Source organism: Streptomyces sp. NPDC091281, assembly GCF_044757425.1.
In the GTDB taxonomy this organism is placed as follows: Bacteria; Actinomycetota; Actinomycetes; order Streptomycetales; family Streptomycetaceae; genus Streptomyces.
On the sequence record NZ_JBIVUY010000010.1, the window covers coordinates 314,698 to 340,679 of the forward strand.

Below are 25,982 nucleotides of genomic sequence, written 5' to 3' on the forward strand. Positions count from 1 at the left end.
CGTGACCGCCGGACCGGGCCGGCCCTGGCGGGACCGGTCCGGTGGGGTCGGCGGGCGACCGGACGGCCGCTCGGCGGGTGTCAGCGGGTGGTGCAGGTGACGGTCGGCAGGGTGGCGGGGACGTCGCCGTCCACCGTCAGGCCGGGGTGCTTGCCCTCCGCGGTAGTGGCGTGCGCGGCGAGCACGGAGTTGGCGTTGCCGTCGCTGTCGACGGTGACGGAGCGGCCCGACTGGGTCAGGGCGCCGTTCCAGGCGTGGCGCACGGTCTGGTTCGAGGGCCAGTCCCAGCGCAGCCGCCAGCCCGCGGTGGGCGTGGCGCCGGTGTTGGTGACGACGACCGCCGCGTTGAAGCCGTTGCCCCAGGTGTCGGCGAAGGTCAGCCGGGCGGAGCAGCCGGCGCCGGTGCCGGTGCCGCCGCCCGGGTTCCCGCCGGTGTCGCCGCCCGTGTTGCCGCCTGTGTTGCCCCCGTTCCCGCCGTTGCCGCCGCTGTCGGCGGGGGTGGTGACGGACACGAGGTCGGAGCCGGGTGAGCCGTTGTAGGCGCCGTCACGGGCGAAGATCCGGTACTGGTGGGTGCTGCCCGCGGCGAGGCCGGTGTCGGTGTAGGAGGTGGCCGTGGTGGTGGTGACGAGCCGTCCGTCGCGCCAGACCTCGTAGTGGGCGACGCGCACGTCGTCGGTGGCGGGCTGCCAGGAGAGGGCTACGGTGCTGCCGGAGGTCGGCGTCGCGGTCAGCGGGCCGGGCGCGGTCGGCGGCGTCGTGTCGGGGGCCGTCGGCGGCTGCTGTCCGCCGGAGGTGGTGTAGCCGAGCGGGGTGTAGAGCGGGGTGCAGGGGTCGCAGCCCGCGGGGCGGCTGAAGGAGTACTCGCGTCCGCCGCCCAGGAGCTGGTCCGAGGCGTCGACGACGCGGACGCGGTAGGTGCTGCCGCCGGGCGTCTGGGCGCCGATCTCGTAGCGCTGGCCCAGCTCGCCGCCGACGGGCGGCGCGGACCGCCAGCCGGAGCCGTCGTGGTACTGCACGCCGTGGATGCCGTTGGGGAGGTTGGTGACGACGAGCGGCGCGTAGTAGGCCTTGGCGTCCGTGCCGAAGCCGAGCTTGATGTCGCCGCTGTAGTTCGGGGCCGGGATGTACTCCCAGGTGATCTTGCGGTTGTTCCAGGCGCCCTGGGCGTCCAGGTCGCCGACCGGGTTGCCGTTCAGCTTGAACCGGCTCAGCGAACTGGTCGACAGGTCGAGGTGGTTGCGGTCGGAGCGGCACCACTCGTTGTCGTCGCCGCAGGAGTCGGTGACGACGGCGTCGACGGTGGCGCCGTTGAAGCGGTCGGGGTTCCAGCTGCCGCCGCGGCAGATGCCCTGCCCGGCCTGCCCGCCGTTGGCGACGCTGCAGAAGTCGCCGAGGCTGATGCGGACCCAGCGGCCGCAGTTGCGCCCGTTGTCCCAGGCGCCCTTGACGGCGGCGCGGTCGGCGGGGACCGGCCGGGGCAGGCCGTCGCCGAAGTAGCCGGGGGTGTCCCAGACGTTGAGCGCGACGAAGTTCGTGCTCTCGATCTGGGCCGGCGGCACACCGCAGGCGCCGCCCTTCTCGCCGGTGGCGACGAAGTGGGTGCCCACGCCCGTGTACACGGGGCCCGCGGCGGCGGCCGGGGACGGGACGGCGACCAGGGTGCCCGCGGTGGCCAGCAGCAGGGCGGACAGCGCGGTGCGGAGCGCTCCGGGGCGTCGGCCTCGGAGTAAGGGACGGAACACGATCACTCTCCAGGGGGAAGGGGAGACCGGACGGCCGGGGGAACCGCCGTACGGCCTCGGGCAGCGCGGTGGGGCGGCCGCGTCCGTGGGCGACCACCGCGCAGCAGTGTTACAGGCGAGGTTCACATCGCGCAGTGCCATTGCACATACTGCATATGAACATTCATGACTACGGGAACCACTCACGCCCGCAGGGCCGCCCCCGCCCCTCAGGCCACACCGGGAACCCCGCCCACCAGCCTGCGGGCCCCCTTACCGGACCCCCCTACTTTTGGCGCGCCCACCGCCGCCGGGGCTCCGTCCGGCCCGCCCGACCTTCCGGAATGCGGACCCGCTGTGCGATATTCGGGCCCACTCCCAGCCGTGCGGCCCACCAGCAGCCCCCCACCCGGCAGCTCCCTCTTCATTGAAGATGGAAAACACATGGTGCATGACTATTGCGTTACATGAATGTCATAGCCACCATACGAACAACCCCACTGCCTGTCTCGAAGGGCCGCAGCTATGCAACCCAGAAGCGCCAGCACTCCGCGCCGACGCCTCCTCGCGGGGGCCGTCGGTGTCGTGTCGGTCGGCAGTCTCCTCTCCGGTACCGGGGCGGCCACGGCCGTCGGCGGACCGGCCGCCCGCGCACCGCAAGCCGCGCAGGCCGCCCCGGCCGCGCCCGCCGAGGAGCCGTGTTCCGGCCCCCCGGCCTCCGACCCGGCCGCCACCTACCCCCTGGACTGCCTGGAACCGGTGTTCGTCGACGACTTCGACGGCACCGCGCTGGACCCGAGCAAGTGGAACGTCCGCAAGACGGCCTGGTCGAACGACGCCAACGTGTCGGTGTCGGGCGGCAAGCTCTCCGTCGACATGAAGCGCGTGAGCACCTCGAAGGAGCGCGACGGATTCCGCGGCGGCGGCATCTCCTCGAAGCAGCGCTTCGGCTACGGCTACTACGAGCTGACCGCGACCATCCCCCACCTGACCCCCGGCTGGCACCCCGCCTTCTGGACCCAGATCTGGGACGGCGCCGAGGCCAAGCCGGTCCACGAACGCCCCTTCACCGAGCTGGACATCTTCGAGGTGCAGTCGACCGCCACCTGCGGCGGGGGCAGCGGCAGCACCAAGCTCGACGGCGGCGTGATCACATGGAAGAACGATTCCTCCGGGACCGACGTCAAGAACACCCACTTCACCCCGCGCTTCTCCTGGACCAAGCCGAACGGCAAGTCGACGTGGGACGAGAAGCACCGCTACGGCCTGCACTACACCCCGACCACGCTCACCTGGGTCCTCGACGGCAAGCCGGTGAAGAGCGAGCCGAACCCGGTGAAGGACCCGCTGCCCAGCACCTCCACCCTCCCCGCGGCCCAGTACAACTCGCCGATGTCGATCTGGATCTCGTCGATCCTGACGACGTCGCAGTACATCGGGGACGACGTGCCGGTGGGCCACAGCTTCGGCACCTTCGACGTCGACCGGATCGCCTACTACGCGCCGGGCGGCGAGGTCCCGCCGCCGTACGACCCGACGCCGATGCCGCCCGCGACGACCACGTTCACCGAGGACTTCGCGGACGGGGCGGGCCGCTGGTGGCAGAACCCCGGCTCCCAGTGGACGGTCGCCGCGCAGAACGGCGGGCACACCCTGCGCAGCACCTCCGCGAGCGGTGACGCGATCCGGCTGCTCGGCAAGCCGGTGACGACCCCGCCGCAGACCAACGAGCTGCCGTTCACCCCGGAGTGGACGAACGTGAGCGCGGAGGCCACGGTCACGCTCGACGCGGCCGGCCAGGGCGCCGGGCTCATGGGCCGCGCGGCGGACGCGCAGAACTACTACTACCTGCAACTCGACCCGGCGAAGCAGCAGGTGGCGCTGGTGAAGAAGGTCAAGGGCGTCTCCACGGTCCTGGCCACGGCGCCGCAGGCCCTGACCACCGGCACGCCGTACCGGCTGAAGCTGGTGATCGAGGACAACACGCTCACCGGCTGGGTGAACGGCGTGAAGAAGGTGACGAAGGACGACTTCGTGTTCGGCACCGGCCGGGTCGGCGTCAAGGGCTACCAGCAGCTCTTCGGCGTCAGCGACGTGAAGGTCACCGCCCTGGGCTGAGCCCGGCGCCCGGCCGTCCGACCGTACCGGCGTCCGGTCGTCCCCGTGGCGGCGGGTGCGGGAGCCACCCGGCTCCCGCACCCGCGGGGAGGGAAGGTCACATTATCCCCCTCGTAAGTCTGACATTCATTTACTGGATGTGACTTCTACAGTACGGTTAAGTGTCGTCACATTGTGAGGAGTCAACATGGCGGTCACTATGAAGCCTCCGCCGTCGCGGACCGCAGCCCCCGCCCCCCGCCCCGAGGGACAGCAGAAGTCCCTGGGCGCCCGAGACCGCACCTTCGGGTTCATGCTGGCTGCGCCCGCGGTCGCCCTGTTTCTCGTGGTGGCCGTCTATCCCCTGCTGGCCGGTGTCTGGACCAGCTTCTACGACCAGTCCCTGATCCGGCCCGAGCGCGAGTTCATCGGCCTGGACAACTACACCGCCGTCTGGCCCGACTTCGTGGACCGGTTGGGCACCACCCTGGTGTTCGCCACCTTCGCAACGATCTGTCCGCTGCTCGTCGGCCTGGCCCTGGCCGTCCTGCTCAACGCACGGCTGCGCGGCCGGGGCGTGCTGCGGGGCATGCTGATGCTGCCGTGGCTGCTGCCCGGCGTCGTCGTCTCCTTCCTCTGGGCCTGGATCTTCAACGACAGCTACGGGGTCCTCAACCACGTGCTGACCCAGCTGTCCCTGCCGGAGGTCGACTTCCTCGGCAAGCCGGGGACCGCGATGGCCGCGGTGGTCATCGCCAAGACCTGGAACACGTTCCCGTGGGTGATGGTGGTCATCCTGGCGATCCTCCAGACCCTGCCCCGCGAGCAGCTGGAGGCGGCGGCCATCGACGGGGCCTCCCGGCGCCAGCGCTTCCTGCACGTGTCGCTGCCGCACCTGCTCGGCCCGGTCGCCCTGGTGGCGATGCTGGAGTTCATCTACAACTTCGGCTCGTTCGACATGATCTTCGTGATGACGGGCGGCGGCCCCGGCACGTCCACGATGACCCTCGCGGTGAGCCTCTACCAGTACGCCTTCACCGAGTTCTCGCTCGGACGGGCCGCGGCCATGGGCGTCCTGTGGCTGGTGGCCCTGTCCCTGGTGTGCGGCGCGTATTTCCTGCTCAACAAGAAGTTGGAGTCCCGCTCATGAGCGCTTCCGCATCCGTCCGGCCGCGCCGCCGCTCCCGCCACGTCGGCGAGGGCATCACCAACCCGACCCTGGGCTGGGCCGGCGGCATCGGACTGGCCGCCCTGGCCCTCTTCGGTCTGCTGCCCGTCTACTGGCTGTTCGCCACCGCGTTCATGCACCGCGAGGACGTCTTCTCCACCGACCGTCCGCTCTTCCCGGTGAACCCGACGCTGGAGAACTTCAGCGCGTTCTTCGACGACTCGGTCCTGCTGAAGAACCTCTGGAACTCCGTCGTCGTCTCCGCGGGCACCGCCCTGCTCTCGGTGCTGGTGTCCGGCCTCATGGCCTACTCGCTGTCCAAGTTCCGCTACCGCGGCCGCAACGCGATCATGGTCATGTTCCTGCTCGGCCAACTGCTGCCCGGCGCGCTGCTGCTGGTGACGCTGTACCTCATGTTCAGCTCCGCCGGACTGCTGCACACGTACACCGCCGTGATCCTCGCGTTCACCACGTTCACGCTGCCGCTCTGCGCGTTCCTGCTCAAGGGGATCATCGACGGGCTGCCGGACGAACTGCTGGAGGCGGCGCGGGTGGACGGCCTGTCCAACCTGGCGACCCTGTTCCGGATCGTCTTCCCGCTGATCGCGCCGGGCCTGGTCACCGCCGGGATGTTCGCCTTCATGCGCGGCTGGAGCGACCTGCTCTTCGCACTGACGCTGGCCGGACCCGACAAGCAGACCCTTCCCGTCGGGATGACCACCGCCTTCATCCACGAGGGCGCCGCCGACTGGCCCGCCCTGATGGCGTCGTCGGTGATCACCTCCCTCCCGCTGGTGGTCATCTTCGTGATGCTCCAGCGCTACTTCGTCTCCGGCCTCGCCGCCGGAGCGGTCAAGGGCTGACCTCCCGCCCTCCTCCCCCGGCGCGCCCCCCGGCGACCGGCCTCCGGTCCGCCGCCGCGCCCCCTCGGAACTCCCCCCGCAATCCCCCCGCGACTCCCCCTCACCCGTCCCTTCAGCACGCCCTTTTCGTCGCACAGGAGCCCGACCATGACGCACACCTTCTCGAACCAGCCGGACCCGTCCCGCAGAGGCTTCCTCGCGGGCTTCGGAGCCATCGGCGCGCTCGGCGTGGCCGGTGCCCTCGGCATCTCCGGCTGCTCGACCCCGTCCGCCGACAAGGGATCGGCGAAGTCCGGCCCCACGGAGGTCGACTCGATCAAGTTCTACGGCAACGTCCTCGGCGAGGAGTCCCAGAAGGCCGCCTGGGAGGCCGCCATCGCGGGCTGGGAGAAGAAGAGCGGCAAGTCCGTCAAGCCGGTGATCTACCCCTACGACCAGGCGTCCACCCAGCTGGCGCTCGCCGCGCGCTCCGGCGACTTCGGCGGCGTCGGGCAGGGCGGCCCCTGGCAGGTCCTGATCCCGACCGGCATCCTCGCCGACCTCTCCGAGCTGGCCGCGGGCATGAGCCTGCCCGGCAAGATCGTCGACTCGCTGCGCATCGACGGCAAGCTGTACTTCCTGCCGCTGAACGCCTCCGGCATCGGCCTGGTCGGCGACAGCCGGATCACCGACGAGGTCGGCCTGAAGGACGCGGTGAGCGTGGAGGACTTCGCCGCCGCCCTGGAGCGGATCAAGAAGCAGGACAAGAAGCTCATCCCGTACGCCGCGGTCACCAAGAACCCGGACCTCAAGGACGCCGTCCACTGGATGTGGAGCTGGGGCAGCGAGGTCGTCACGCCCGACCTCAAGTGCACCATCGGCGACGCGGCGAGCGTGGCCGCGATCACCTGGTACAAGAAGCTCCAGGACGAGGGGCTGACCAAGGCGGGCGTGGCCCGCACCGACGCGCGCATCCTCTTCGCCCGCGGCCAGGCGGTCCTGTACGACGACGCCCCGCTCGCCAACAAGTTCGTGCAGACCAACGGCGGCACCGCGGAGCTGGCGGCCGCGATCCGCCCGCTCCAGCGGCCGGCCGTCGACAGCCTCCCCTCCTGCAACCGCTTCTGGGGCAGCGGCCTGTTCTGCAGCTCCGGCAAGGGCGAGGCGACCAGCAAGGACTTCATCACGTACGTCGCCGGGGACGTCGACGCGGCCACCGCGCTGTACAAGCAGTCGGCGCTGGCCCCCGCCGACGCCAAGGTCTCGGCCAAGGTGCCCGGCCTGGACAAGGACGTCTTCCAGAACGCGTTCCGCACCGCGATCGCCGACCACTCCCGTGCCGCCGCCTGGGACAAGCTGCCGAGCGTGGCGCAGATCGACACCGCGATCGGTGAGGGCGTCGCCGTCATCATGGCCGGTCAGACGGGTGTGCAGAACGGGTTGAACACCCTGAAGCGCAAGATCGAGGACATCCTCGCCCAGAAGTCGTGACGCCGTCGCTCGGGGGCGGGCCGGGACGTCCGGTCCGCCCCCGAGCGGGTCCCCGGCGCGTCCGTCGCCCAGACTGGACGGGGAGCCGCGAGACGCACGACGACCGGCCCCGGCCCGGTTCCGCCGCACAGGGGAACGCGCCGAACGGTTGGTCGGTCACCCCGCCTTGCGATACTCTCAGTCATTATATGAAAGCAAGTTGCACTTTATGGATGACTTAGAGGCGCGGCTTCTCGTCGCGTCCGACGAGGAGGGCCATGTCAGTCGAATCCGGAGCCGGGACGCAGGCCGTCGAGCGGGCGATGTCGCTGCTGGTCTGTTTCACCGACGAGCATAGCGAGCTGCGGATCTCCGAACTCTGTACCCAGACCGGCCTCGGGCAGTCCACGGTGTCCCGGATGGTGTCCTCGCTGGACCGCCTGGGCTTCCTCGAACAGGACGCCCGGACCGGGCTCTACCGGCTGGGTCCGACGTCGGTGACGCTCGGGTCCGTCGCGCTCAACAGCTCGCCGCTCTTCCGGGCGGCCCGGCAGATCGCGCAGAACCTGTCCCAGACCACGGGGCTCGGGGTGAACCTCGCGGAGCTGCGCGACGATCACCTCTTCTACCTGTGCAACTTCGAGGGCCCCAAGTCCCCGAAGTCGTTCACGATGGCCGGGCGCACCGCGCCGCTGCACGCCACGGGCATGGGCAAGGCCGCGCTGGCCGTGCTGGGCGACGCGTACGTGCGCGACTACTTCGCCAAGGGCCTCGCGGACGCGTACACCCCGCACACCATCACCGACGTCGCCGCGATGGGGACGGCGCTGGAGGAGATCCGCGCCCGCGGCTACGCCACCGAGGTCGAGGAACTGGCCTTCGGGCGGGCCTGCGTGGCCGCGCCCATCCGGGGGCGCGGCGGCCGGGTGGTCGCCGCGCTGTCGCTGAGCGGCCCGCTCTCCGAGCTGGGCCTGCCCGGCCGCCAGCAGGAGCTGGCCCTGACCGTGATCGAGGCGGCCGACGAACTGTCCGTCGCCCTCGGCTTCACCGTCACCCGCGTCGCCCAGCCGCGCCAGCCGCTGGCCGCGCAGGAGTCGGCGGGCTGACCGCGGGCCCCGGCATCCCCGGGGCCCCACCGACACCGTACGTGCGGACACCGCGCGTACCGCACCGCACGAGGAGCACACCGCGAACGGGGAGACGGTCCGTACGGCTTTGCCGCGGACGCAACTGGGGGAGGGCCCGCGCCTGGACGCCGCCACGTCCACGCTGAGCTGGGTGGACATCGTGGAGGGCCGTCTGTGGGTGGCGGACGTGGTCGCGGAGGCGGCCGACGCACCCGACGGGGCGTGGCTGTCACGGCCGCGCCTGGTGCTGGAACTCCCCGGCTCGCTGAGCTGCGCCGTCCGGGCCGGGGCCGGGGACGACTGGCTGCTGGCCACCGGCGGCACGGTCGCGCGGTGGCGGCCCGGCACCCTCCCGGCGACGGTCGCCGTCCTGGAGCCGGACCCGGAGCGCGCGCACCTGAACGACGGCGCCGTCGACCCCACCGGCCGCTTCTGGGTGGGGTCGATGGACGCCCGCCGCCCGCTGGGCCCCTGGGGACGGCTCCATCTGCTCGACCCGTCCCGCTCCGAGGTGGTCCTCGACGGCCTCCTCGCGGCCAACGGCATCGGCTGGAGCCCCGACGGACGCCGGATGTACGTCGTCGACAGCGGCCGCCGGATCGTCCACCGCCTGCGCCCCGGACCGACCGGCGGCTGGACGGCGGACGGCGCGCCCCTGGAGGCCCCGGTGGGCGTCCCCGACGGCATCACCGTCGACGCCGAGGGCTGCCTCTGGGTGGCCCTGTGGAACGGCGGCTGCGTGGTCCGCCTCTCCCCCGACGGCGAGGAGCTGCGCCGTGTCGAGGTCCCCTGCTCCCGCCCCAGCGCCTGCACCCTGATAGGCACCCGGCTCCTCATCACCACGGCCCGCCTCCCGGACGAACCGGACTCGGGCTGGACCTACTGCGCGGACACGGACGTCCCGGGCCCCCCGGCCCCGCGCGCGACCCTGCTCTGACCCCCGGGCCGGGGGGCACAGTCGCCCGGCACCCGAGCCGCCCGTACGGACCTGGGCGCCCCCGCGCCCCGCGCCCCACGCCACGCCCACGGCCGCGGCCACGCCGAAGAGGGGGCCGCACCACCCCCCGGTGGTGCGGCCCCCTCTTCCTCGTGCGGCCCGGGTCAGGGGCCCGCCGGGGTGCCCCCCGACCGGGGCGCCCCGTGGCGTGTCAGGCGCTGTTGTCCTCCTCGCCGAGCAGGCGTCGGCGCAGGTCGGGGCGGAGGAAGGCGGCCGGGGAGGCGATGGAGAGGCCGCCGTCGACGGGGAGGACGGCGCCGGTGACGAAGCCCGCGCCCGCCAGGAAGTGGACGGCGTCGGCGACCTCGTCGGGGCGGCCGACCCGGCCGAGGGGGTAGCCCTCGGTGACCTTCGGCAGGTGCTCGTTGCCGATCATGCCGGGCGCGACGGCGTTGACCCGGATGCCGCGGGGCCCGTACTCCAGGGCGAGCTGCCGTACCAGTCCCTCCACTCCGGCCTTGGCGGCGGAGTAGCCGGGCAGGGAGGGCGCGGCGAGGGTGGCGTTGACAGAGCCGACGGCGACGACCGCGCCGCCGGGCGGCAGGACGCGCAGGGCGGCGCGGGCCGGGAAGAACGCCGTGTCGAGGGTGTTGGTGAGGGCCCGCCGCCAGTCCTCCGGGGAGACCTCGTGGGCCGCGCCGGGCGCCATCACGGCGGCGGCGAGGACGAGGACGTCGAGCCCGCCGAGGCGTTCGACGGTGCGGCGGACCGCCTCGTCGGCGCCCTCGGGGGTGCTGACGTCGAGGGCGAGGCTCCCGGCGTCGAGCGGGTCCGCGTCGAGGCTGACGGCCACCACCCGGTCGCCGGAGCGGGTGAACGCCCCGGCGATGGCGCGGCCGATGGGCGAGGAGCCCCCGACGAGGAGGACGGCGCGGCTCACGCCGCGGCCTGCTCGCGGCTGCTGAGCCGCAGGTCGTCGAGGATGTCGCCGAGTGCCCTGGCGGTCAGCGGGTCGAGGTCCTGCGCGGGGAGGCGGACGGCGGCGGAGGCGATGACGCCGCGGCGGCGCAGCACCTCCTTGTGGACGGCCCAGGCCTGGCCGGGCCGCATGCCGAGGTGGATCAGCGGCAGCAGGGGCGCGAAGGCGGCGCGGGCGTCCGCGTGACGGCCGGCGGCGAGGTCGTCGAGGATCGGGCGGAGCCGGTCGGTGAACTCGCAGGCGGGCATGGTGCCGACGCTGCCGTTGCCGTACTCCTCGATGAGGGCGGCGGCGTTCTGCCCGCCGAGGACGGCGAAGCCGTCGGGCGCGGCGGCGCCGACGGCGGCCATCTTCAGCGGGGTCGGCGGTGCCTCGACCTTGACGGAGGTGATGCCGGGGACCTCGGCGAGGGTGGCGATGGCGGAGGCGTCGATGGGGACGCCGGTGACGCCGGGCGCGTCCTGGATCATCACGCTGGCCTCGGTGGCGGCGGCGACCTCGGCGTAGAAGTCGATGACCTGCTGCCGGTTGGGCTTGGCGAGGAAGGGCGGCAGCACCATGAGCTGGTCGGCGCCGCCCGCGGCGGCCTGACGGGCCTGTTCGACGGCGACGACGGTGCTGGTGCCGTTGACCCCGGCGACGACGGGCAGGTCGGCGCCCGCGACGGCGCGCACCTCGCGCAGGACGGTGAACCGTTCGTCGGCGGTGAGCGCGAAGCCCTCGCTGGCCATGCCGAACACGGCGACGCCGTCGACCCCGGCGGAGAGCTGGAACTCGACGAGGGAGTGCAGGGAGGGCAGGTCGAGCGCACCGGAGTCGGTGAACGGCGTGGCGAGGATGGGGATGAGCCCGACGGGGGTGTGGGTGCGGGACACGGTCAGCTCTCCTTGACGAACGCGTGGACGGCGTCGCGGTCGACCTCGATGCCGAGGCCGGGGCCTTCGGGGAGGGTGAACCCGGTGGGTCCGGCGACGATCGGGTGGCGCAGGACGCGCTGGGCGTACGGCACGACCGTGGGCTGGAACTCGAAGAACGGACAGTCGGCGGAGGCCGCGGAGGCGTGCAGTCCGGCGGCGAGGGCGACGCCGAGGCCGACGGAGTGGTGGAAGGCGACGGGCACGTGGTGCGCGTCGGCGAGCGCGGCGATGGCCATGGCCTCGGTGAGGCCGGTGCGCGCGACGTCCGGCTGGGCGATCGCGAGGGAGCGCCGGGTGAGCCAGTCGCGGAACTCGTAGCGGTTGCGCATGGCCTCGCCGACGGCGACCGGGGTGGTGATGCGGGAGGCGAGTTCGCGGTGGCCGTCGACGTCCTCGGGCGCGAGGGGGGCCTCGAAGAACAGGGCGCGGCGGCGGTCGAGTCCGTGGCCCAGTTCGAGAGCCTCGGCGAGCGAGTAGACCCAGTGGGCGTCGACGGCGATGCGCAGGCCGGGGGCGGCGGCGTGGACGGCGTCGAAGGTCGCGAGGTCGGCCTCGACGCCGTTGCCCGCGGCGATCTTGACGGTGGTGGCGCCCTGGGCGGCCCACTCGGCGGCCAGCCGGGCGCGGCCCTCGTCGGTGGGCTCGCCGAGTCCGGAGATGTAGGCGGGTATGGAGGTGCGGTAGGTGCCGCCGAGGAGTTGCGCGACGGAGAGGCCGGTGGCGTGGCCGAGGAGGTCCCACAGGGCGATGTCGAGGGCGGCCATGGCGTCGGCCTGGTGGCCGACCAGGTGGCCGCGTTCGCGCATGAGGTCGCGCATGCCGTCCCAGAGCGGGCGCACGGCGCGGGGGTCGCGGCCGACGAGCCACGGGCCGAGGAGGCGGTCGACGATCGCGGCGACGACCTCGGGGCCGACGGGCGCGAGGGCCTCGCCCCAGCCCTCCAGGCCGTCGTCGGTGGTGACGCGGACCAGAAGGGTCTCCATGCGCGCGGAGTAGAGGCTGCGCCAGGGCGGTCGGGTGAAGTAGCCCGGATCGGAGGGCGGTCGGGGCTCCTCGCCGTCGTCGCCGAGGTAGGCCGTCTCGGTGGGTTGCTTGATGACGTAGGTCGTCACATGGGTGATCCGCACAGGCTCTCCTAGTGGTGAGTAATCCACACTATGCCTTGGTTATTGCGCATGTTGAAAGTAGCATCCACCAAGATTCGGGGTGAGAGCCCCGTCGAAGCATCGGAGGAGCCGTGGACCTGCTGACGGAACTGACGGACCGCAGGGTGTTTGCCATCATCCGCGCCGACCGGCCGGAGCGCGCCCTGGAGTGCGTACGCACCTTGACCGGCGCGGGGGTCACGGCCCTGGAGGTGTCCCTGACCACGCCCGGCGCGGTGGAGGTGATCGCGCGGGCGCGGGCCGAGAGCCCGCCGTCCGTGCTGATCGGCGCGGGCACGGTGCTCACCGCCGCGCAGGCGGAGGAGGTGGCCGCGGCGGGCGCCGCCTTCGCCGTCACCCCGGCGCTGACCGCGGGCGCCCTGCGCGCGGTCGAGTCGGGCCTGCCCCTGCTCTGCGGGGCGCTGACGCCGACCGAGGTGGTGGCGGCCCTGGAGTTCGGCGCGACGGGCGTCAAGGTGTTCCCTGCCGGGGTGCACGGCCCCCGCTACTTCCGCGAACTGCTGGCCCCCCTGCCGCACGCCCCCCTCGTCGCGGTCGGCGGCGTGGACGCGGTGGCCGCCCCCGAGTACCTGGCGGCGGGCGCCCGCGCGGTCGGCGTCGGCTCCCCGCTGCTCGGGGACGCGGGCCGCGGCGGCGACCAGGCCGCCCTGGCCGCCCGCGCCACCGCCCTGCTCGCCGCGGTCGGCGCGGACCGGGCGCCCACCTCTGCGGCAGCGGGTGCCGGTACGGGTACGGCACCCGGTGCCGCCGACGGTCCGCGCGGCGGGGCGGAGGCCGGGCGATGACCGACGTCCTCACCCTCGGCGAAGCCATGGCCTCGATCCGCACCCCGCAGCCCGTCCGGCTCGGCGGCCGGGCCTGGCTGTCGGTCGCGGGCTCCGAGAGCAACGTCGCGATCGGCCTGGCCCGCCTCGGCCACACCGCCTGCTGGCTCGGCGTGGTCGGCGCCGACGAGCCCGGGTCCCTGATCCGCCGCACCCTGCGCGCGGAGGGCGTCGACACCCGCTACGTCCGCACGACGGACCGGGCGTTCACCGGCTTCGTCGTCTTCGACCGGCCCGCGCACGACGTCACCCGCGTCAGCTACCACCGCTCCGGCTCCGCCGGTTCGACCCTGACCGCCGAGGAGTGCCTTGCCGCGCGCGCCGCCACCGCGCCCCGCGTCCTGCACGTCACCGGCATCACCCCCGCCCTGTCCGCCGGTGCCCGCGAGGCGGTCCGGGCGGTGACACGCGCGGCCCACGCGGCGGGCACCCACGTCTGTCTCGACGTCAACTACCGGGGCCTGCTCTGGTCCCGGGCCGAGGCGGCGCGCACGCTGCGCGAGCTGCTGCCGTGGGTGCACACCGTGTTCGCCTCCGAGGACGAGCTGGACCTGCTCAGCGCGGCGCCGCTCCCGGTCGCCGACCTGCTGGCGCGCGGCACGGCGGAGGTGGTGGTCACCGCGGGCGCGGCCGGTTCCCACGCCCACTCCCCCGGCGGCACCCTCCACCAGCCCGCGGTCCCGGTGACCGTGGTGGACAGCGTCGGCGCCGGGGACGCCTTCGTCGCGGGCTACCTGTCCGGCATCCTCGACGGCCTCTCCCCGGCCGACCGCCTGCTGCGCGCGGCGACCGCGGGCGCGGCCTGCGTCGGCACCAACGGCGACTGGGAGGGCCTGCCCTCCCGCGAGGGCCTGGACCTGGCCACCCACGGCGACGGCACCGCCCTGCGCTGACCGTCCGCAACCGGCCCCCGCCGGCACAACCCCACCCCGCCGCGCGTCCCGCCGTACGCCGCGCGATCCACGGGCGCGCGATCAACGTCGCGCACCGTACGCCGTGCGCCACGCGCCGTGGGCCGTCCGGCTACCCCGTCGGCCGCGACCGCGGCACCGACACCGTGGCGCGCAGGCCGGTGGGCTCGTGGTGGGCGTACGACAGGGAGCCGCCGCCCGCGGCGAGGAGGGCGCGGGAGATGGACAGGCCGAGGCCCGAGCCCTTGATGTTCTGGTGGCGTCCGCTGCGCCAGAAGCGGTCGCCGACCCGGGTCAGCTCCTCGTCGGTGAGGCCGGGCCCGCGGTCGGCGACGACGACGGTGGTGGTCTCGCCGACGGACGCCACCGTCACGTCGACCCGCTCGCCCTCCGGCGTGAACTTGACCGCGTTGTCGATCACCGCGTCGAGCGCGCTGGAGAGGGTGACCGGGTCGGCCCAGGCCGTGGTGGGCGGGCAGTCGCCCACCAGCCGGACGCCCTTGGCGGCGGCGGTCGGCGCCCAGGCGGCGACCCGCTCGGCGGTCAGCGCGCCGAGGTCGGTGATCCGCAGGTCGGCCTCGGTGTGCTCGGCCAGCGCGAGGTCGAGCAGATCGTCGAGGACCTGGGCGAGCCGCTTGCCCTCGCTCTGCACGGACGCGATCTCCTCGTTGCCCTCGGGCAGCTCGTAGCCGAGCAGCTCGATGCGCAGCAGCAGCGCGGCGAGCGGGTTGCGGAGCTGGTGGGAGGCGTCGGCGACGAAGGCGCGCTGCTGCTCCAGCACGTCCTCGACGTTGTCCGCCATCTCGTTGAAGGAGCGGGCCAGCCGCCGCAGCTCCGGCGGGCCGCTGTCGACGGCGACCCGGGACTTCAGGCGCCCGGTGGCGACGTCGTGGGTGGTGGCGTCCAGCACCCGCACGGGCTTGAGGACCCAGCCGGTCAGCCGCAGCGCGGCGCCGATGGCGAGCAGCATCGCCGCGACCTCCCCCGCCGCGATGAGCAGCCAGCCGTGCAGGACGCGCGAGCGCATCGGCCCGGTCGGCGAGTCGGTGACGACGACCGCGACGACGTCGCCGTCCCGGATCACCGGGGAGGCGACCACCATGCGGTTGCGCTGCCAGGGCCACACCTGCCGCGGGTCGTGGCTGCGGCGGCTGAGAAGGGCCTCGTCGAAGGCGTCGCGCACCTCGCCCGAAGCGGGGAGGTACCAGTCCCTCGGGGCATGAGCCATGGGGGTGTCGTTGCCGTAGAAGACACCGGCGCGGATGCCGTAGACGTCGTGGTAGTTGGTCAGCTCGCGGGCGAGCGTCTGACGGCGTTCGTCGTTGGTGGTGCCGACGGCCGCCGAGCCGCCGGTGGGCGCGGTGACGAACTGGGCGAGCGCCGCGAAGCGGGCCGTGTCGTCGATGCGGTCGACGACGACGTCCTGCTGCTGGGCGCCCGCCACGCTCACCGCGAGGGGCACCCCGAGGGCGAGCAGGACGGCCGCCATCAGGACGATGAGCAGCGGCAGCAGACGGGTGCGCAAGCGTGATCCCCGTCAGGCCGGGGTGACGAGCCGGTAGCCGACCCCGCGCACGGTCTCGATCAGCGCGGGCATGCGGAGCTTGGCGCGCAGCGAGGCGACGTGCACCTCCAGGGTGCGCCCGGTCCCCTCCCAGCTCGTGCGCCACACCTCGCTGATGATCTGCTCCCGCCGGAAGACCACGCCCGGCCGCTGGGCGAGCAGCGCCAGCAGGTCGAACTCCTTGCGGGTCAGCTGGACGACCGCGCCGTCCACGGTGACGCGCCGGGTGGGCAGCTCGATGTGGACGGGCCCGAGCCGCAGCTCGCCGTCGCCCGCCTCGGCGGGGTCGTCGGGGACGGTGCGCCGGCTCACGGCGTGGATACGGGCGAGCAGCTCCCCGGTGTCGTAGGGCTTCACCACGTAGTCGTCGGCGCCCAGGTTGAGGCCGTGGATGCGGGAGCGGACGTCGGAGCGGGCCGTCACCATGATCACGGGGGTGGCGGTGCGTTTGCGGATCTTGCCGCAGACCTCGTATCCGTCCTGGTCGGGCAGGCCGAGGTCGAGCAGGACGACCCCGAAGCCGGGGCCCTCCGGGACGAGCGCCTGGAGCGCCTCCTCGCCGCTGCGCGCGTGGGTGACCTCGAAACCGTGCCGTTTCAGGACCGCGGAGAGCGCGGCGGCGACATGGTTGTCGTCCTCCACGAGCAGCAGTCTCACTCCGGCCTCCTCCGGTTCATCGGGCGTACCCTCGAATGCTGTACACAGTCATACGACCAGGGCCTCACGGTTCCGGCGCGCGGCCGGCGCGTCGCACGCGCGCGTGCACCCTGGCAGTCACGCTGATGGACGAGGACGCCGTCAAGTGGGTTCCGGTTGCGCGGGACTTTAGTTATCCCCCCGATACGCGCCCACGGGGGCCGGGCTACGACACGTGTCCGATTGCTATCGGATCGTGATGCTCAGATTCACCTCAGATGTAATGACGCTGGTCGGGCAGCGTCACTACTGTCCTCCGAAACCGAGGAGGACGGAGCCCGAGAGCGATGACCGAAGTATCGGTGGCCAAGGAAGACAAGGCCGTGCCCGACGAGCTGGTCGTCCTGAAGAGCGTCAACAAGCACTTCGGCGCTTTGCACGTTCTCCAGGACATCGATCTGACGATCGAACGCGGTGAGGTCGTCGTGGTCATCGGACCCTCCGGGTCCGGCAAGTCCACCCTGTGCCGCACCATCAACCGCCTGGAGACGATCGACACGGGGTCGATCACCATCGACGGGAAGGCCCTGCCCCAGGAGGGCAAGGAGCTGGCCCGGCTGCGCGCCGATGTCGGCATGGTCTTCCAGTCGTTCAACCTGTTCGCGCACAAGACCGTGCTGCAGAACGTGATGCTGGGCCAGATCAAGGTCCGCAGGACCGACAAGAAGGACGCCGAGGAGAAGGCCCGTGCCCTCCTCGACCGGGTCGGGGTCGGCACCCAGGCCGACAAGTACCCCGCCCAGCTCTCCGGCGGCCAGCAGCAGCGCGTCGCCATCGCGCGGGCCCTGGCCATGAACCCGAAGGTGATGCTCTTCGACGAGCCCACCTCGGCCCTGGACCCGGAGATGATCAACGAGGTGCTGGAGGTCATGCAGCAGCTCGCCCGGGACGGCATGACCATGATCGTGGTGACCCACGAGATGGGCTTCGCCCGCTCGGCCGCCAACCGCGTGGTGTTCATGGCGGACGGCCGGATCGTCGAGCAGGCCACCCCCGACCAGTTCTTCAGCAACCCGCGCAGCGACCGCGCCAAGGACTTCCTGTCGAAGATCCTGCACCACTGACGCGTCGCCCGTCGCCGACGGCCGTGCCGCACCCCGCGGCCCGGCACGACGGCGCCAGGCGGCCGCCACCCGGTCCGGCCGCGACCGATCGACCACGATCCGGTCCGACCGCCACCGCCCGGCCACCCGCACCTGACGGCCCGCATTCCTTCACCACCAGAAGGCATCACCCAAAGGAAGTCACCATGAAGCTTCGCAAGGTCTCCGCCGCCTCGGCCGCCGTTCTCGCCCTCGCCCTGGCCGCCACCGCCTGCGGTGGTTCCGACGACAAGGACGACGCCGGCAGCGGTTCCGGCGGCGGCGGCAAGATCAAGGTCGGCATCAAGTACGACCAGCCCGGTCTCGGTCTGAAGCAGCCCGACGGTTCCTTCTCGGGCTTCGACGTCGACGTGGCGACGTACGTGGCGAAGGAACTGGGCTACGACAAGGACAAGATCGAGTTCGTCGAGACCAAGAGCGCGGACCGCGAGAACGCCCTCGCCCGCGGCGACGTGAAGTTCATCGTCGCGTCCTACTCGATCAACGACGAGCGCAAGCAGAAGGTCGACTTCGCGGGCCCGTACCTGCTCGCCCACCAGGACCTGCTGGTCAAGGCCGACTCGAAGATCAGCAAGGGTGGGGACCTCAACGGCAAGAACCTGTGTTCCGTCACCGGTTCGACCTCGGCCCAGAACGTCCGCGACAAGATCGCCCCGAAGGCCAACCTGCGGCAGAACGCGGGCTACTCGGAGTGCATCGCCGCCCTCCAGAGCGGTGCCGTCGACGCCGTGACCACGGACGACTCGATCCTCGCGGGCTTCGCCGCGCAGGACAAGTACAAGGGTCAGTTCAAGCTGGTGGGCGAGCAGCTCAGCAACGAGAACTACGGCATCGGCGTCAAGAAGGGCGACAAGGCCACCACGGACAAGATCAACACCGCGCTGGAGAAGATGGTCGACGACGGCGCCTGGGACAAGGCCGTCACCGCCAACTTCGGCCCGGCGAACTACAAGAACGAGCCGGCCCCGAAGATCGGCGTCGTCGTCAAGTAACCCGGCACCCGCTGCCACTGGATCCCCGCGCGCGACGTGGGGTCCCGCGGGCAGGCCGCCCGCCGTCGCGATCACGGCGGGCGGCGTGTCACGCCCTCCACGTACCCCACCCACCCGGAAGCGCGGGAGATCGTGTTCGACTTTCTTGAAGGCTACGACGTCCTCGGGGCGTTCTGGATGACGATCAAACTGACCGTCTTCTCCGCCCTCGGGTCCCTCATCTGGGGCACCCTGCTGGCCGCGATGCGGGTCAGTCCCGTCCCGCTGATGCGCGGGTTCGCCAGCGTCTACGTCAACATCGTCCGCAACATCCCCCTGACCGTCATCATCGTCTTCACCTCGCTCGGCCTCGCCGACATCTTCGGCATGACGATGGGCGCCCCCAACGACTTCGCCCTCCAGGGCTTCCGCCTCGCGGTCCTCGGCCTGGTCGCGTACACCGCGGCCTTCGTGTGCGAGTCGATCCGCTCCGGCATCAACACCGTGCCCCTCGGACAGGCCGAGGCGGCGCGCGCGATCGGACTGAGCTTCAGCCAGACCCTGACGCTGATCGTCCTGCCCCAGGCGTTCCGCGCGGTCATCGGCCCGCTGGCGAACGTCCTGATCGCCCTGACCAAGAACACCACCGTCGCGGCCGCCATCAGCGTGGCCGAGGCCGCCTTCCTGATGAAGGAGATGATCGAGAACGAGGCCCAGACGCTGGCCATCGGCGCGGTCTTCGCCTTCGGCTTCGTGGTGCTGACCCTTCCCACCGGCCTGCTGCTCGGCTGGCTCGGCAAGCGACTGGCGGTGAAGCGATGAGCTCGGTCCTCTACGACACTCCCGGGCCCCGCGCCCAGCGGCGCAACGTCCTCTTCTCGGTCCTCTTCTTCCTGCTGCTGGCCCTGGTGCTGTGGTGGGTCTGGCTGAAGATGGACGACAAGAACCAGCTCGAATGGGCGCTGTGGGACCCGTTCTTCACCGGCGAGGCGTGGAACACGTATCTGCTGCCGGGTCTCGGCAACACCATGAAGGCCGCGGCGCTCGCCATGGTCATCGCCCTCCCGCTGGGCGCCCTGCTGGGCATCCTGCGGCTGTCGGACCACCGCTGGGTGCGCGTCCCGGCGGGCGCGGTGGTGGAGTTCTTCCGCGCCATCCCGGTGCTGCTGCTCATGCTGTTCGCCAACGAGCTGTACGTGCAGGCCTCGGACATCAGCAGCGAGGACCGTCCGCTGTACGCGGTCGTCACCGGCCTGGTCCTCTACAACGCCTCGGTCCTCGCCGAGGTCGTCCGGGCGGGCATCCTCTCGCTGCCGAAGGGGCAGACGGAGGCGGCGCAGGCGATCGGTCTGCGCAAGGGCCAGACGATGACCAGCATCCTGCTGCCGCAGGCGGTCACCGCGATGCTCCCGGCGATCGTCAGCCAGCTCGTGGTCATCGTGAAGGACACCGCGCTCGGCGGTGTGCTGATCGGCTTCCCCGAACTCCTCAACGCCCGCAGCACCCTGGCGGCCAACTACGCCAACGTCGTCCCCAGCTTCATCATGGTGGCGATCATCTTCATCGTGGTGAACTTCGCCCTCACCTCCTTCGCCTCCTGGCTGGAGGACCGGCTGCGGCGCAGCAAGCGCTCCACGGGCACGGTCCTGGGCGGCGAGGACGTCGAGGACAACCCGGCGGCCATCGCGGGCACCCCGGGCACCGGGGCGGGCGGCGGCACGGTCTAGCGACCGGCGGGCGCGTGGTGCGGTGGTCCGGACGGACGGAGGTCCGACCCACCCCCACCCCGCGTGAGCTGTACGGAGGCAGTGGCGTGCGCGCCGCTGCCTCCGTCACTTGACGCGAGCACCGGCAATGGGTTGCATACGTTCTGTGATCGTGCACCCTGCTCCTCCCTCTTGTTCACTCACGTCCCCGCGGACGCCGACACGGGCAGGGGGCGCCACTCCGTGGACCCGGTGATCATCGTCGGAGCGGGGCCCGTGGGGCTCACGCTCGCCCTGGCGCTGGCGCGTCAGGAGGTGCCTTCGGTCGTCCTCGACGAAGGCCCCGGCAAGGACGAACCCCGGCTCGCCCGCACCGTCGTGCTGCGCGAGGACACCGCCGCCCTCGTGGAACGCCTCACCGGCACCCCGCTCGACGGGGCCGGCACCCGCTGGACCGGCTGGCGGTCGATGCGACGCAAGCAGGTGACACAGCAGATCGCCTTCGACCCCCCGGTCGCCGCGGCGGAACGGATCACTCCGGGCGCACGGTCCGCTCCGGGCGGCGGCCTGGCCGGTGCCGTCGACGCCGACGGCCAGGCCGTCCCCGACGGCACCGCAGGACCGGCCCCCCTGCACCTCGCCCAGCATGTGCTGACCGGCGTCCTGCGCACCGCCCTGGCGGGCGAACGGCTGGTCCGGATCGCCGTGGACAGCCGGCTGGACACCGTCGAGCAGGAACCTTCCGGCGTCACCGCCCACACCCGCGGCGAGCACGGCACCTGGTGGCGCGGCAGCTACCTCGTCGGCTGCGACGGCCCCCGCTCGACCGTGCGCAAGCTCCTCGACATCCGCTTCCCCGGCCGCACGGCGGTGGAACGGCACGCGGTGGCCGCGCTGCGCGCCGAACTCCCCTGGTCCGACCAGGCGTTGCTGCACCGCTCGCCGCCGTGGCGGACCTCGGGACCGTCCGCCGGGGAGATCACCGCCCGCCCGCTGCCGGAGGGCGTCTGGCGGCTGGACTGGCTGCTGCCGCCCGGCAAGGACCTGGTCACCCCCGAACTGCTGGTGGCCCGCGTCCGCGAGACCCTCGCGGGCTGGAGCGGCGGCACGGCCCCGGCCTACGAACTGCTCGACACCGGCGTCCACGCCGTGCACCACCGGCTGGCCCGCCGCTGGCGCGCGGGGCGGGTCTTCGTCGCCGGGGACGCGGCGCACCTGCTCGGCGCGTTCGGCACCCAGGGCCTCGACGAGGGCCTGCGGGACGCCGACAACCTCGCCTGGAAGCTCGCCCTGGCCTGGCACCACGGCCCGCACGAAGGCCTCCTCGACAGCTACCAGGAGGAGCGGCGCGCGGTCGTCGCCGCCCGCCTGCGCGCCGCCGACCAGACACTCCCCCTGCTGCGCGGCGGCCCCGGCATAAGGGCGTACGTCCCCGGCGCCGCCCGCAACCACGACAGCCTGGTCACCGACGGCCACCTGGGACGCGGTGCGCTGGGGGCGCCCGGCGCCTATCCGGTCTCGTCGCTCGCGCCCCGGCACCTGGAGGCCGAGGTGCCGGTGGACACCGCGCCCGGCGCCCAGGTCACGGACGTCCGGGTGACCGCCGAGGACGGCTCCTTCGTCCGGCTGCGGGACCGGCTCGGCCGGGGCGCGCTGCTGGTGGTGCTGATCGCTCCGGGCACGGGCGTGTGGGAGCGGCGGCACTGGGTGGGCGCCGGGCTGATGCCCCGGCTCGCCGCCGCGGTGAGCGCGCTGCCCTGCCCCGCCGAACTGCTGGTCGCCGAGAGCTATCCGGGCGCCGCCGCCCACAGCGTCCTGCTCGTCCGCCCCGACGGCCACCTCGTCACCGCGCTGAACGGGGTACGCCCCGCCGACCTGTACGCGGCAGCGGAGGCGGCGACGGGGGGCGCGGTGGACGGCACTCCGGAGGACGCGGCGAGCAGCGCCACCGCGGGGGCGGACGCGGGTTCAGCGGCGCGCACGGGTGCGGCTGCGGGCACGGGTGCGGCTGCGGGTGGGGGCCCGTCGACGGGCAGCGCGACCGCGGCGGACGCGGAGGCCCGTGCGGGAGCCGGCCGCGCTGACGGGCGGGGGCGTTAGGCCTCCCGACGGAGGTCGGGCCGGCGGGCGGGGAGCGGGCCGGGCACTGCTCGCCCCGGCTCCCCCGCCTCCCCTCTCCTCCATCTGTCCACATCGTGGCAGCCGATTGACCGGCCCTCACCGGCATGGTGTACTCCGGATCGTGACCGACACCTGTGTGCACCTGTGGCGGAGGGTCCATATGGACCTGGTCCGCTATCCGGGCTGCGTGTGTCGTCCGTCCTGCTGACTTCGCGACCGACTTCTCCTCCGGCGCGCGCCGCCGAAGCGGTTCCCCGCTGCCGCGCGCTCCAGCGAACGCTCTCAGGACGGTACTTGTGTCTGTCTCCCCTTCCCCCTCGGCTCCTACCGCCGTCGCTTCTCCCGCCGCCGCGCCCACCCAGGCGGAGCTGCTCGACTTCGTCCGGCGCACCGCGGCCGACCCCGAGCTGATCGCCTCCCTCCCGCTCGACCCGGAAGGCCGCACGTGGGTGCGCCTGGAGGGCCCCGGCGGCAGTGAGGCGTGGCTGATCGGCTGGCCGCCCGGCAGCGGCACCGGCTGGCACGACCACGCGGACTCGGTCGGCGCTTTCCTCACCGCGCGCGGCGAGCTGAAGGAGTACTCCCTCGCCGCCCGGCTGCCCACCGACGGCTGGAAGACCCTGGAACTCACCGAGGGCGTCGACCGGGAACGCCGTCTGACCCCGGGCAAGGGCCGCGCCTTCGGCCGCCACCACGTCCACGAGGTCCTCAACGAGTCCACGGAGGAGCACGCGATCTCCGTCCACGCCTACTACCCGCCCCTGCCGCAGATCCGCCGCTACAGCCGCAGCGGCCAGGTGCTGCGGCTGGAGCAGGTCGAGCGGCCGGAGGACTGGCAGTGAGCACGGCGGACCGTCCGGCGAACGGGGCGACGACCGGCGCGACGGACGGCGGGACCGAGGTGCCGTCTCCGGGCACGGCACCGGGCATAGACGAACTGCTGGAGCAGGTGCGGGCCCGGTACACGCGGGTGGCGGCGTCGGAGGCGTACGAGGCGGCCCGCGCGGGTGACGCGCTGCTCGTGGACATCCGGTACGCGGCTCTGCGGGACCGGGACGGCGCGATCCCCGGCGCCTTGATCGTGGAGCGCAACGAGCTGGAGTGGCGCCTCGACCCGCGGGGCAGCCACCGCCTCCCTGAGGCGACCGGCCATGACGTGCGGGTCGTGGTGATCTGCAACGAGGGCTACGCGTCCAGCCTGGCGGCGGCCTCCCTGCACCAGCTGGGCCTGCACCGGGCCACCGATCTGATCGGCGGCTTCCAGGCCTGGCGCACGGCGGGCCTGCCGGTGGAGTCCTGACGACGAAACCGACGGAACTGGCGGAACTGGCGGAAACGACAGAACCGGCGGAACCGGGCGGCGGGGTCTGATGTCGGAGTCGGGCGGCAGAGCCTGACGGCGGAGCGACGGAGTCTCGTCAGCGGATTGCTGTCCGGTCGTCCGGTTCCGCCCACCGGCCGGTCGGCCTCCCGCCCGCCTCAGATCGACTCGTCGGCCAGGAAGTCCAGGTCCCCGCCGTCGTCCCCCTCGTCGCCCTCCTCCTCCAGCGCCTGCCGGACCACGCGCAGGGCCATGCCCGGGGAGTAGCCCTTGCGGGCGAGCATTCCGGCGAGGCGGCGCAGCCGCTTGTCGCGGTCGAGGCCCCGGGTGGAGCGCAGCTTGCGGTCGACGAGTTCGCGCGCGGTGGCCTCCTCCTGCTCGGAGTCGAGCTGGGAGACGGCCTCCTCGATGAGGGTGGCGTCCACGCCCTTGGTACGGAGTTCCTGGGCGAGGGCGCGCCGGGCCAGTCCGCGGCCGTGGTGCCGGGACTCCACCCAGGCGTCCGCGAAGGCACTGTCGTCGATGAGCCCGACCTCCTCGAAGCGGGAGAGCACCTCCTCGGCGGCCTCGTCCGGGATCTCGCGCTTGCGCAGGGCGTCGGCGAGCTGCTTGCGGGTGCGCGGGGTCCCGGTGAGCAGGCGCAGGCAGATCGCCCGTGCCCGCTCCACCGGGTCCCCTGAAGACTCCCCCTTCTCGGCCCTCGACGAGGCAGGGGTGCCTTCGTCCTCGGCGGACGGTTCCCCGAAGCCGCGCCGTCGGCGCCCGCCCCGTGAACCCCCCTCGCCGTGCTGTCCCGCCCGGCCGCGCCGACGCCGCCCCGCCCGCTCTCCCCCGGAGGAGCCGTCGTCCCCGGCCGGGCCGTCGCCACCCCCGGTCCCCTGTTCCGGGGGGACGCCGGGGTGGACGTCGTACTCGGCCCAGTCCGTTCGTCGTGTCACGGTCAGCTCTTGGCGGCGGCGGCCTTGGTCTTGGTCGCCTTGGCCGCGGGGGCGGGAACCGTCTTGGCGTCGTCGGCCGGGGTGCCCTCGGTGACGGCGGCGCCCGGCTCGGCGGCGGGCTCCTCGACGGGACGGACGCCGACGCCCAGCTTCTCCTTGATCTTCCGCTCGATCTCGTTGGCGAGGTCGGGGTTGTCCTTGAGGAAGTTGCGGGCGTTCTCCTTGCCCTGGCCGAGCTGGTCGCCCTCGTACGTGTACCAGGCGCCGGCCTTGCGGACGAAGCCGTGCTCCACACCCATGTCGATCAGGCCGCCCTCGCGGCTGATGCCGTGGCCGTAGAGGATGTCGAACTCGGCCTGCTTGAAGGGCGGGGCGACCTTGTTCTTGACGACCTTGCAGCGGGTGCGGTTGCCGACCGCGTCGGTGCCGTCCTTGAGGGTCTCGATGCGGCGGATGTCGATGCGCACCGAGGCGTAGAACTTGAGGGCGCGGCCACCGGTCGTGGTCTCCGGCGAGCCGAACATCACGCCGATCTTCTCGCGGAGCTGGTTGATGAAGATCGCGGTGGTCTTCGACTGGTTGAGCGCGCTGGTGATCTTCCGCAGGGCCTGGCTCATCAGACGGGCCTGGAGACCGACGTGGCTGTCGCCCATCTCGCCCTCGATCTCCGCGCGCGGGACGAGCGCGGCGACGGAGTCGATGACGATGAGGTCGAGGGCGCCGGAGCGGACCAGCATGTCCACGATCTCCAGGGCCTGCTCGCCGTTGTCCGGCTGGGAGAGGATCAGGTTGTCGATGTCGACGCCGAGCTTCTGCGCGTACTCGGGGTCGAGGGCGTGCTCCGCGTCGATGAACGCGACCTGGCCGCCGGCCTTCTGCGCGTTGGCCACGGCGTGCAGGGTGAGCGTGGTCTTTCCGGAGGACTCCGGTCCGTAGATCTCCACGACGCGGCCGCGCGGGAGGCCGCCGACGCCGAGCGCCACGTCGAGGGCGGTCGAGCCGGTCGGGATGACCTCGATGGGCTCCTTGGTCCGCTCGCCCATGCGCATGACCGCGCCCTTGCCGAATTGCCGTTCAATCTGTGCGAGTGCGGCGTCCAGCGCCTTCTCGCGGTCGGTTCCTGCCATGGGTTCCACCCGATTTGCTTGAGTCGATCGCTTCACGTCAAAGACGCTAACGCCTGCCACTGACAATGCGCCTCGACGCTGGTCCGGCCTGTGGACAACTCAGGCGCTTTCCGCCCCGAAACGGGACGAAACAGCCTCCGAACGCCTCGCCCGGAACCCCCATGAGAATGGATGTTCGATTTTCGTGTCAAGCGAGACGCGCCGAAGGCAGGACGGCTCGACCCGCCGTCCAGCCCCTCTCCCTCCGCCGTTCCGGCTCGGCCCGCCCCGAGC

At 72.6% G+C, this 25,982-nt stretch carries 24 protein-coding genes; 16 read left to right on the forward strand and 8 right to left on the reverse strand.

Translation table 11 applies throughout. The features are described from left to right. Window positions 1–80 precede the first annotated feature (80 nt). Window positions 81–1,745, reverse strand: coding sequence for a cellulose binding domain-containing protein (locus ACIQPQ_RS25820; RefSeq protein WP_401307806.1), 1,665 nt, complete (start codon window positions 1,743–1,745; stop codon window positions 81–83). A gap of 504 nt (window positions 1,746–2,249) precedes the next feature. Here ACIQPQ_RS25820 and ACIQPQ_RS25825 point away from each other — a divergent pair. From ACIQPQ_RS25825 to ACIQPQ_RS25850, 6 genes are all read left to right on the forward strand, one after another. Then, complete coding sequence (locus tag ACIQPQ_RS25825; RefSeq protein WP_401307809.1) at window positions 2,250–3,842, forward strand: family 16 glycosylhydrolase; 1,593 nt, start codon at window positions 2,250–2,252, stop codon at window positions 3,840–3,842. Between the two features lie 187 nt (window positions 3,843–4,029). Then, complete coding sequence (locus ACIQPQ_RS25830) at window positions 4,030–4,971, forward strand: carbohydrate ABC transporter permease (protein WP_401307812.1); 942 nt, start codon at window positions 4,030–4,032, stop codon at window positions 4,969–4,971. Next, the gene (locus ACIQPQ_RS25835; protein WP_401307815.1) at window positions 4,968–5,852 is read left to right on the forward strand and encodes a carbohydrate ABC transporter permease; all 885 of its coding nucleotides are present in this window, start codon (window positions 4,968–4,970) and stop codon (window positions 5,850–5,852) included. The genes ACIQPQ_RS25830 and ACIQPQ_RS25835 overlap by 4 nt, the downstream gene beginning before the upstream one ends. Window positions 5,853–5,999: 147 nt before the next feature. Continuing rightward, complete coding sequence (locus ACIQPQ_RS25840; RefSeq protein WP_401307818.1) at window positions 6,000–7,322, forward strand: ABC transporter substrate-binding protein; 1,323 nt, start codon at window positions 6,000–6,002, stop codon at window positions 7,320–7,322. Window positions 7,323–7,579: 257 nt separating this feature from the next. Next, on the forward strand, window positions 7,580–8,407 hold the full coding sequence (locus tag ACIQPQ_RS25845; RefSeq protein ID WP_401307821.1) for an IclR family transcriptional regulator: 828 nt from the start codon (window positions 7,580–7,582) through the stop codon (window positions 8,405–8,407). A 109-nt stretch (window positions 8,408–8,516) separates the two neighbouring features. Continuing rightward, a complete protein-coding gene (locus tag ACIQPQ_RS25850) occupies window positions 8,517–9,365 on the forward strand; it encodes an SMP-30/gluconolactonase/LRE family protein (RefSeq protein ID WP_401307824.1) in 849 nt (282 codons plus the stop codon). 211 nt (window positions 9,366–9,576) lie between these two features. On the opposite strand, the gene ACIQPQ_RS25855 is transcribed toward ACIQPQ_RS25850, so the two are convergent. From ACIQPQ_RS25855 to ACIQPQ_RS25865, 3 genes are read right to left on the reverse strand one after another with little or no spacing between them, the layout of a single operon-like run. Beyond that, window positions 9,577–10,305 carry an SDR family NAD(P)-dependent oxidoreductase gene (locus ACIQPQ_RS25855; protein WP_401307827.1) on the reverse strand — a complete coding sequence of 243 codons (729 nt, stop codon included), beginning with the start codon at window positions 10,303–10,305 and terminating at the stop codon, window positions 9,577–9,579. Then, window positions 10,302–11,219 (reverse strand): dihydrodipicolinate synthase family protein, encoded by a 918-nt coding sequence (locus ACIQPQ_RS25860; RefSeq protein WP_401307830.1) that lies wholly within the window; start codon window positions 11,217–11,219, stop codon window positions 10,302–10,304. Before ACIQPQ_RS25860 ends, ACIQPQ_RS25855 begins: the two co-directional genes overlap by 4 nt. Window positions 11,220–11,221: 2 nt before the next feature. Then, a complete protein-coding gene (locus tag ACIQPQ_RS25865) occupies window positions 11,222–12,388 on the reverse strand; it encodes a mandelate racemase/muconate lactonizing enzyme family protein (RefSeq protein ID WP_401307833.1) in 1,167 nt (388 codons plus the stop codon). 110 nt (window positions 12,389–12,498) lie between these two features. On the opposite strand from ACIQPQ_RS25865, the gene ACIQPQ_RS25870 reads away from it, so the two are divergent. Next, a complete protein-coding gene (locus ACIQPQ_RS25870; RefSeq protein WP_401307836.1) occupies window positions 12,499–13,212 on the forward strand; it encodes a bifunctional 4-hydroxy-2-oxoglutarate aldolase/2-dehydro-3-deoxy-phosphogluconate aldolase in 714 nt (237 codons plus the stop codon). Further along, window positions 13,209–14,144, forward strand: coding sequence for a sugar kinase (locus tag ACIQPQ_RS25875; protein WP_401307839.1), 936 nt, complete (start codon window positions 13,209–13,211; stop codon window positions 14,142–14,144). The genes ACIQPQ_RS25870 and ACIQPQ_RS25875 overlap by 4 nt, the downstream gene beginning before the upstream one ends. A 130-nt stretch (window positions 14,145–14,274) precedes the next feature. Here ACIQPQ_RS25875 and ACIQPQ_RS25880 read toward each other — a convergent pair whose 3' ends face one another. Beyond that, window positions 14,275–15,687, reverse strand: coding sequence for an ATP-binding protein (locus ACIQPQ_RS25880; RefSeq protein WP_401307842.1), 1,413 nt, complete (start codon window positions 15,685–15,687; stop codon window positions 14,275–14,277). 12 nt (window positions 15,688–15,699) lie between these two features. Then, window positions 15,700–16,383, reverse strand: a complete 684-nt coding sequence (locus ACIQPQ_RS25885) for a response regulator transcription factor (protein WP_383779019.1) — start codon at window positions 16,381–16,383, stop codon at window positions 15,700–15,702. A gap of 326 nt (window positions 16,384–16,709) precedes the next feature. Between ACIQPQ_RS25885 and ACIQPQ_RS25890 the strand changes: the two genes are divergently transcribed. From ACIQPQ_RS25890 to ACIQPQ_RS25925, 8 genes are all read left to right on the forward strand, one after another. Then, window positions 16,710–17,486, forward strand: a complete 777-nt coding sequence (locus ACIQPQ_RS25890; RefSeq protein ID WP_401307846.1) for an amino acid ABC transporter ATP-binding protein — start codon at window positions 16,710–16,712, stop codon at window positions 17,484–17,486. Between the two features lie 185 nt (window positions 17,487–17,671). After that, window positions 17,672–18,517 (forward strand): glutamate ABC transporter substrate-binding protein, encoded by an 846-nt coding sequence (locus ACIQPQ_RS25895; protein ID WP_401307849.1) that lies wholly within the window; start codon window positions 17,672–17,674, stop codon window positions 18,515–18,517. 132 nt (window positions 18,518–18,649) lie between these two features. Further along, entirely contained in the window at window positions 18,650–19,318 is a 669-nt protein-coding gene (locus tag ACIQPQ_RS25900; protein WP_383779024.1) for an amino acid ABC transporter permease, read from the forward strand. Then, window positions 19,315–20,223 carry an amino acid ABC transporter permease gene (locus ACIQPQ_RS25905; RefSeq protein ID WP_401307852.1) on the forward strand — a complete coding sequence of 303 codons (909 nt, stop codon included), beginning with the start codon at window positions 19,315–19,317 and terminating at the stop codon, window positions 20,221–20,223. The genes ACIQPQ_RS25900 and ACIQPQ_RS25905 overlap by 4 nt, the downstream gene beginning before the upstream one ends. 222 nt (window positions 20,224–20,445) lie before the next feature. Beyond that, window positions 20,446–22,302, forward strand: coding sequence for an FAD-dependent monooxygenase (locus ACIQPQ_RS25910; RefSeq protein ID WP_401307855.1), 1,857 nt, complete (start codon window positions 20,446–20,448; stop codon window positions 22,300–22,302). Window positions 22,303–22,459: 157 nt separating this feature from the next. Then, on the forward strand, window positions 22,460–22,531 hold the full coding sequence (locus tag ACIQPQ_RS25915) for a putative leader peptide (RefSeq protein WP_383779063.1): 72 nt from the start codon (window positions 22,460–22,462) through the stop codon (window positions 22,529–22,531). 88 nt (window positions 22,532–22,619) lie between these two features. Further along, complete coding sequence (locus tag ACIQPQ_RS25920; RefSeq protein WP_401307857.1) at window positions 22,620–23,165, forward strand: cysteine dioxygenase; 546 nt, start codon at window positions 22,620–22,622, stop codon at window positions 23,163–23,165. Between the two features lie 59 nt (window positions 23,166–23,224). Next, the gene (locus tag ACIQPQ_RS25925; protein WP_401307943.1) at window positions 23,225–23,623 is read left to right on the forward strand and encodes a rhodanese-like domain-containing protein; all 399 of its coding nucleotides are present in this window, start codon (window positions 23,225–23,227) and stop codon (window positions 23,621–23,623) included. 179 nt (window positions 23,624–23,802) lie between these two features. Here the strand turns inward: ACIQPQ_RS25925 and recX are convergent, their stop codons facing one another. Further along, window positions 23,803–24,582 (reverse strand): recombination regulator RecX, encoded by a 780-nt coding sequence (gene recX / locus ACIQPQ_RS25930; protein ID WP_401307860.1) that lies wholly within the window; start codon window positions 24,580–24,582, stop codon window positions 23,803–23,805. 2 nt (window positions 24,583–24,584) lie between these two features. Continuing rightward, the gene (gene recA / locus ACIQPQ_RS25935) at window positions 24,585–25,709 is read right to left on the reverse strand and encodes a recombinase RecA (protein WP_401307863.1); all 1,125 of its coding nucleotides are present in this window, start codon (window positions 25,707–25,709) and stop codon (window positions 24,585–24,587) included. Between the last annotated feature and the right edge of the window lie 273 nt (window positions 25,710–25,982).

Coding starts and splice junctions, on each gene's coding strand:
- ACIQPQ_RS25825 (WP_401307809.1), top strand. CDS start 2,250: ATGCAACCCAGAAGCGCCAGCACTCCGCGCCGACGCCTCCTCGCGGGG.
- ACIQPQ_RS25830 (WP_401307812.1), top strand. CDS start 4,030: ATGGCGGTCACTATGAAGCCTCCGCCGTCGCGGACCGCAGCCCCCGCC.
- ACIQPQ_RS25835 (WP_401307815.1), top strand. CDS start 4,968: ATGAGCGCTTCCGCATCCGTCCGGCCGCGCCGCCGCTCCCGCCACGTC.
- ACIQPQ_RS25840 (WP_401307818.1), top strand. CDS start 6,000: ATGACGCACACCTTCTCGAACCAGCCGGACCCGTCCCGCAGAGGCTTC.
- ACIQPQ_RS25845 (WP_401307821.1), top strand. CDS start 7,580: ATGTCAGTCGAATCCGGAGCCGGGACGCAGGCCGTCGAGCGGGCGATG.
- ACIQPQ_RS25875 (WP_401307839.1), top strand. CDS start 13,209: ATGACCGACGTCCTCACCCTCGGCGAAGCCATGGCCTCGATCCGCACC.
- ACIQPQ_RS25890 (WP_401307846.1), top strand. CDS start 16,710: ATGACCGAAGTATCGGTGGCCAAGGAAGACAAGGCCGTGCCCGACGAG.
- ACIQPQ_RS25895 (WP_401307849.1), top strand. CDS start 17,672: ATGAAGCTTCGCAAGGTCTCCGCCGCCTCGGCCGCCGTTCTCGCCCTC.
- ACIQPQ_RS25905 (WP_401307852.1), top strand. CDS start 19,315: ATGAGCTCGGTCCTCTACGACACTCCCGGGCCCCGCGCCCAGCGGCGC.
- recA (WP_401307863.1), bottom strand. CDS start 25,709: ATGGCAGGAACCGACCGCGAGAAGGCGCTGGACGCCGCACTCGCACAG.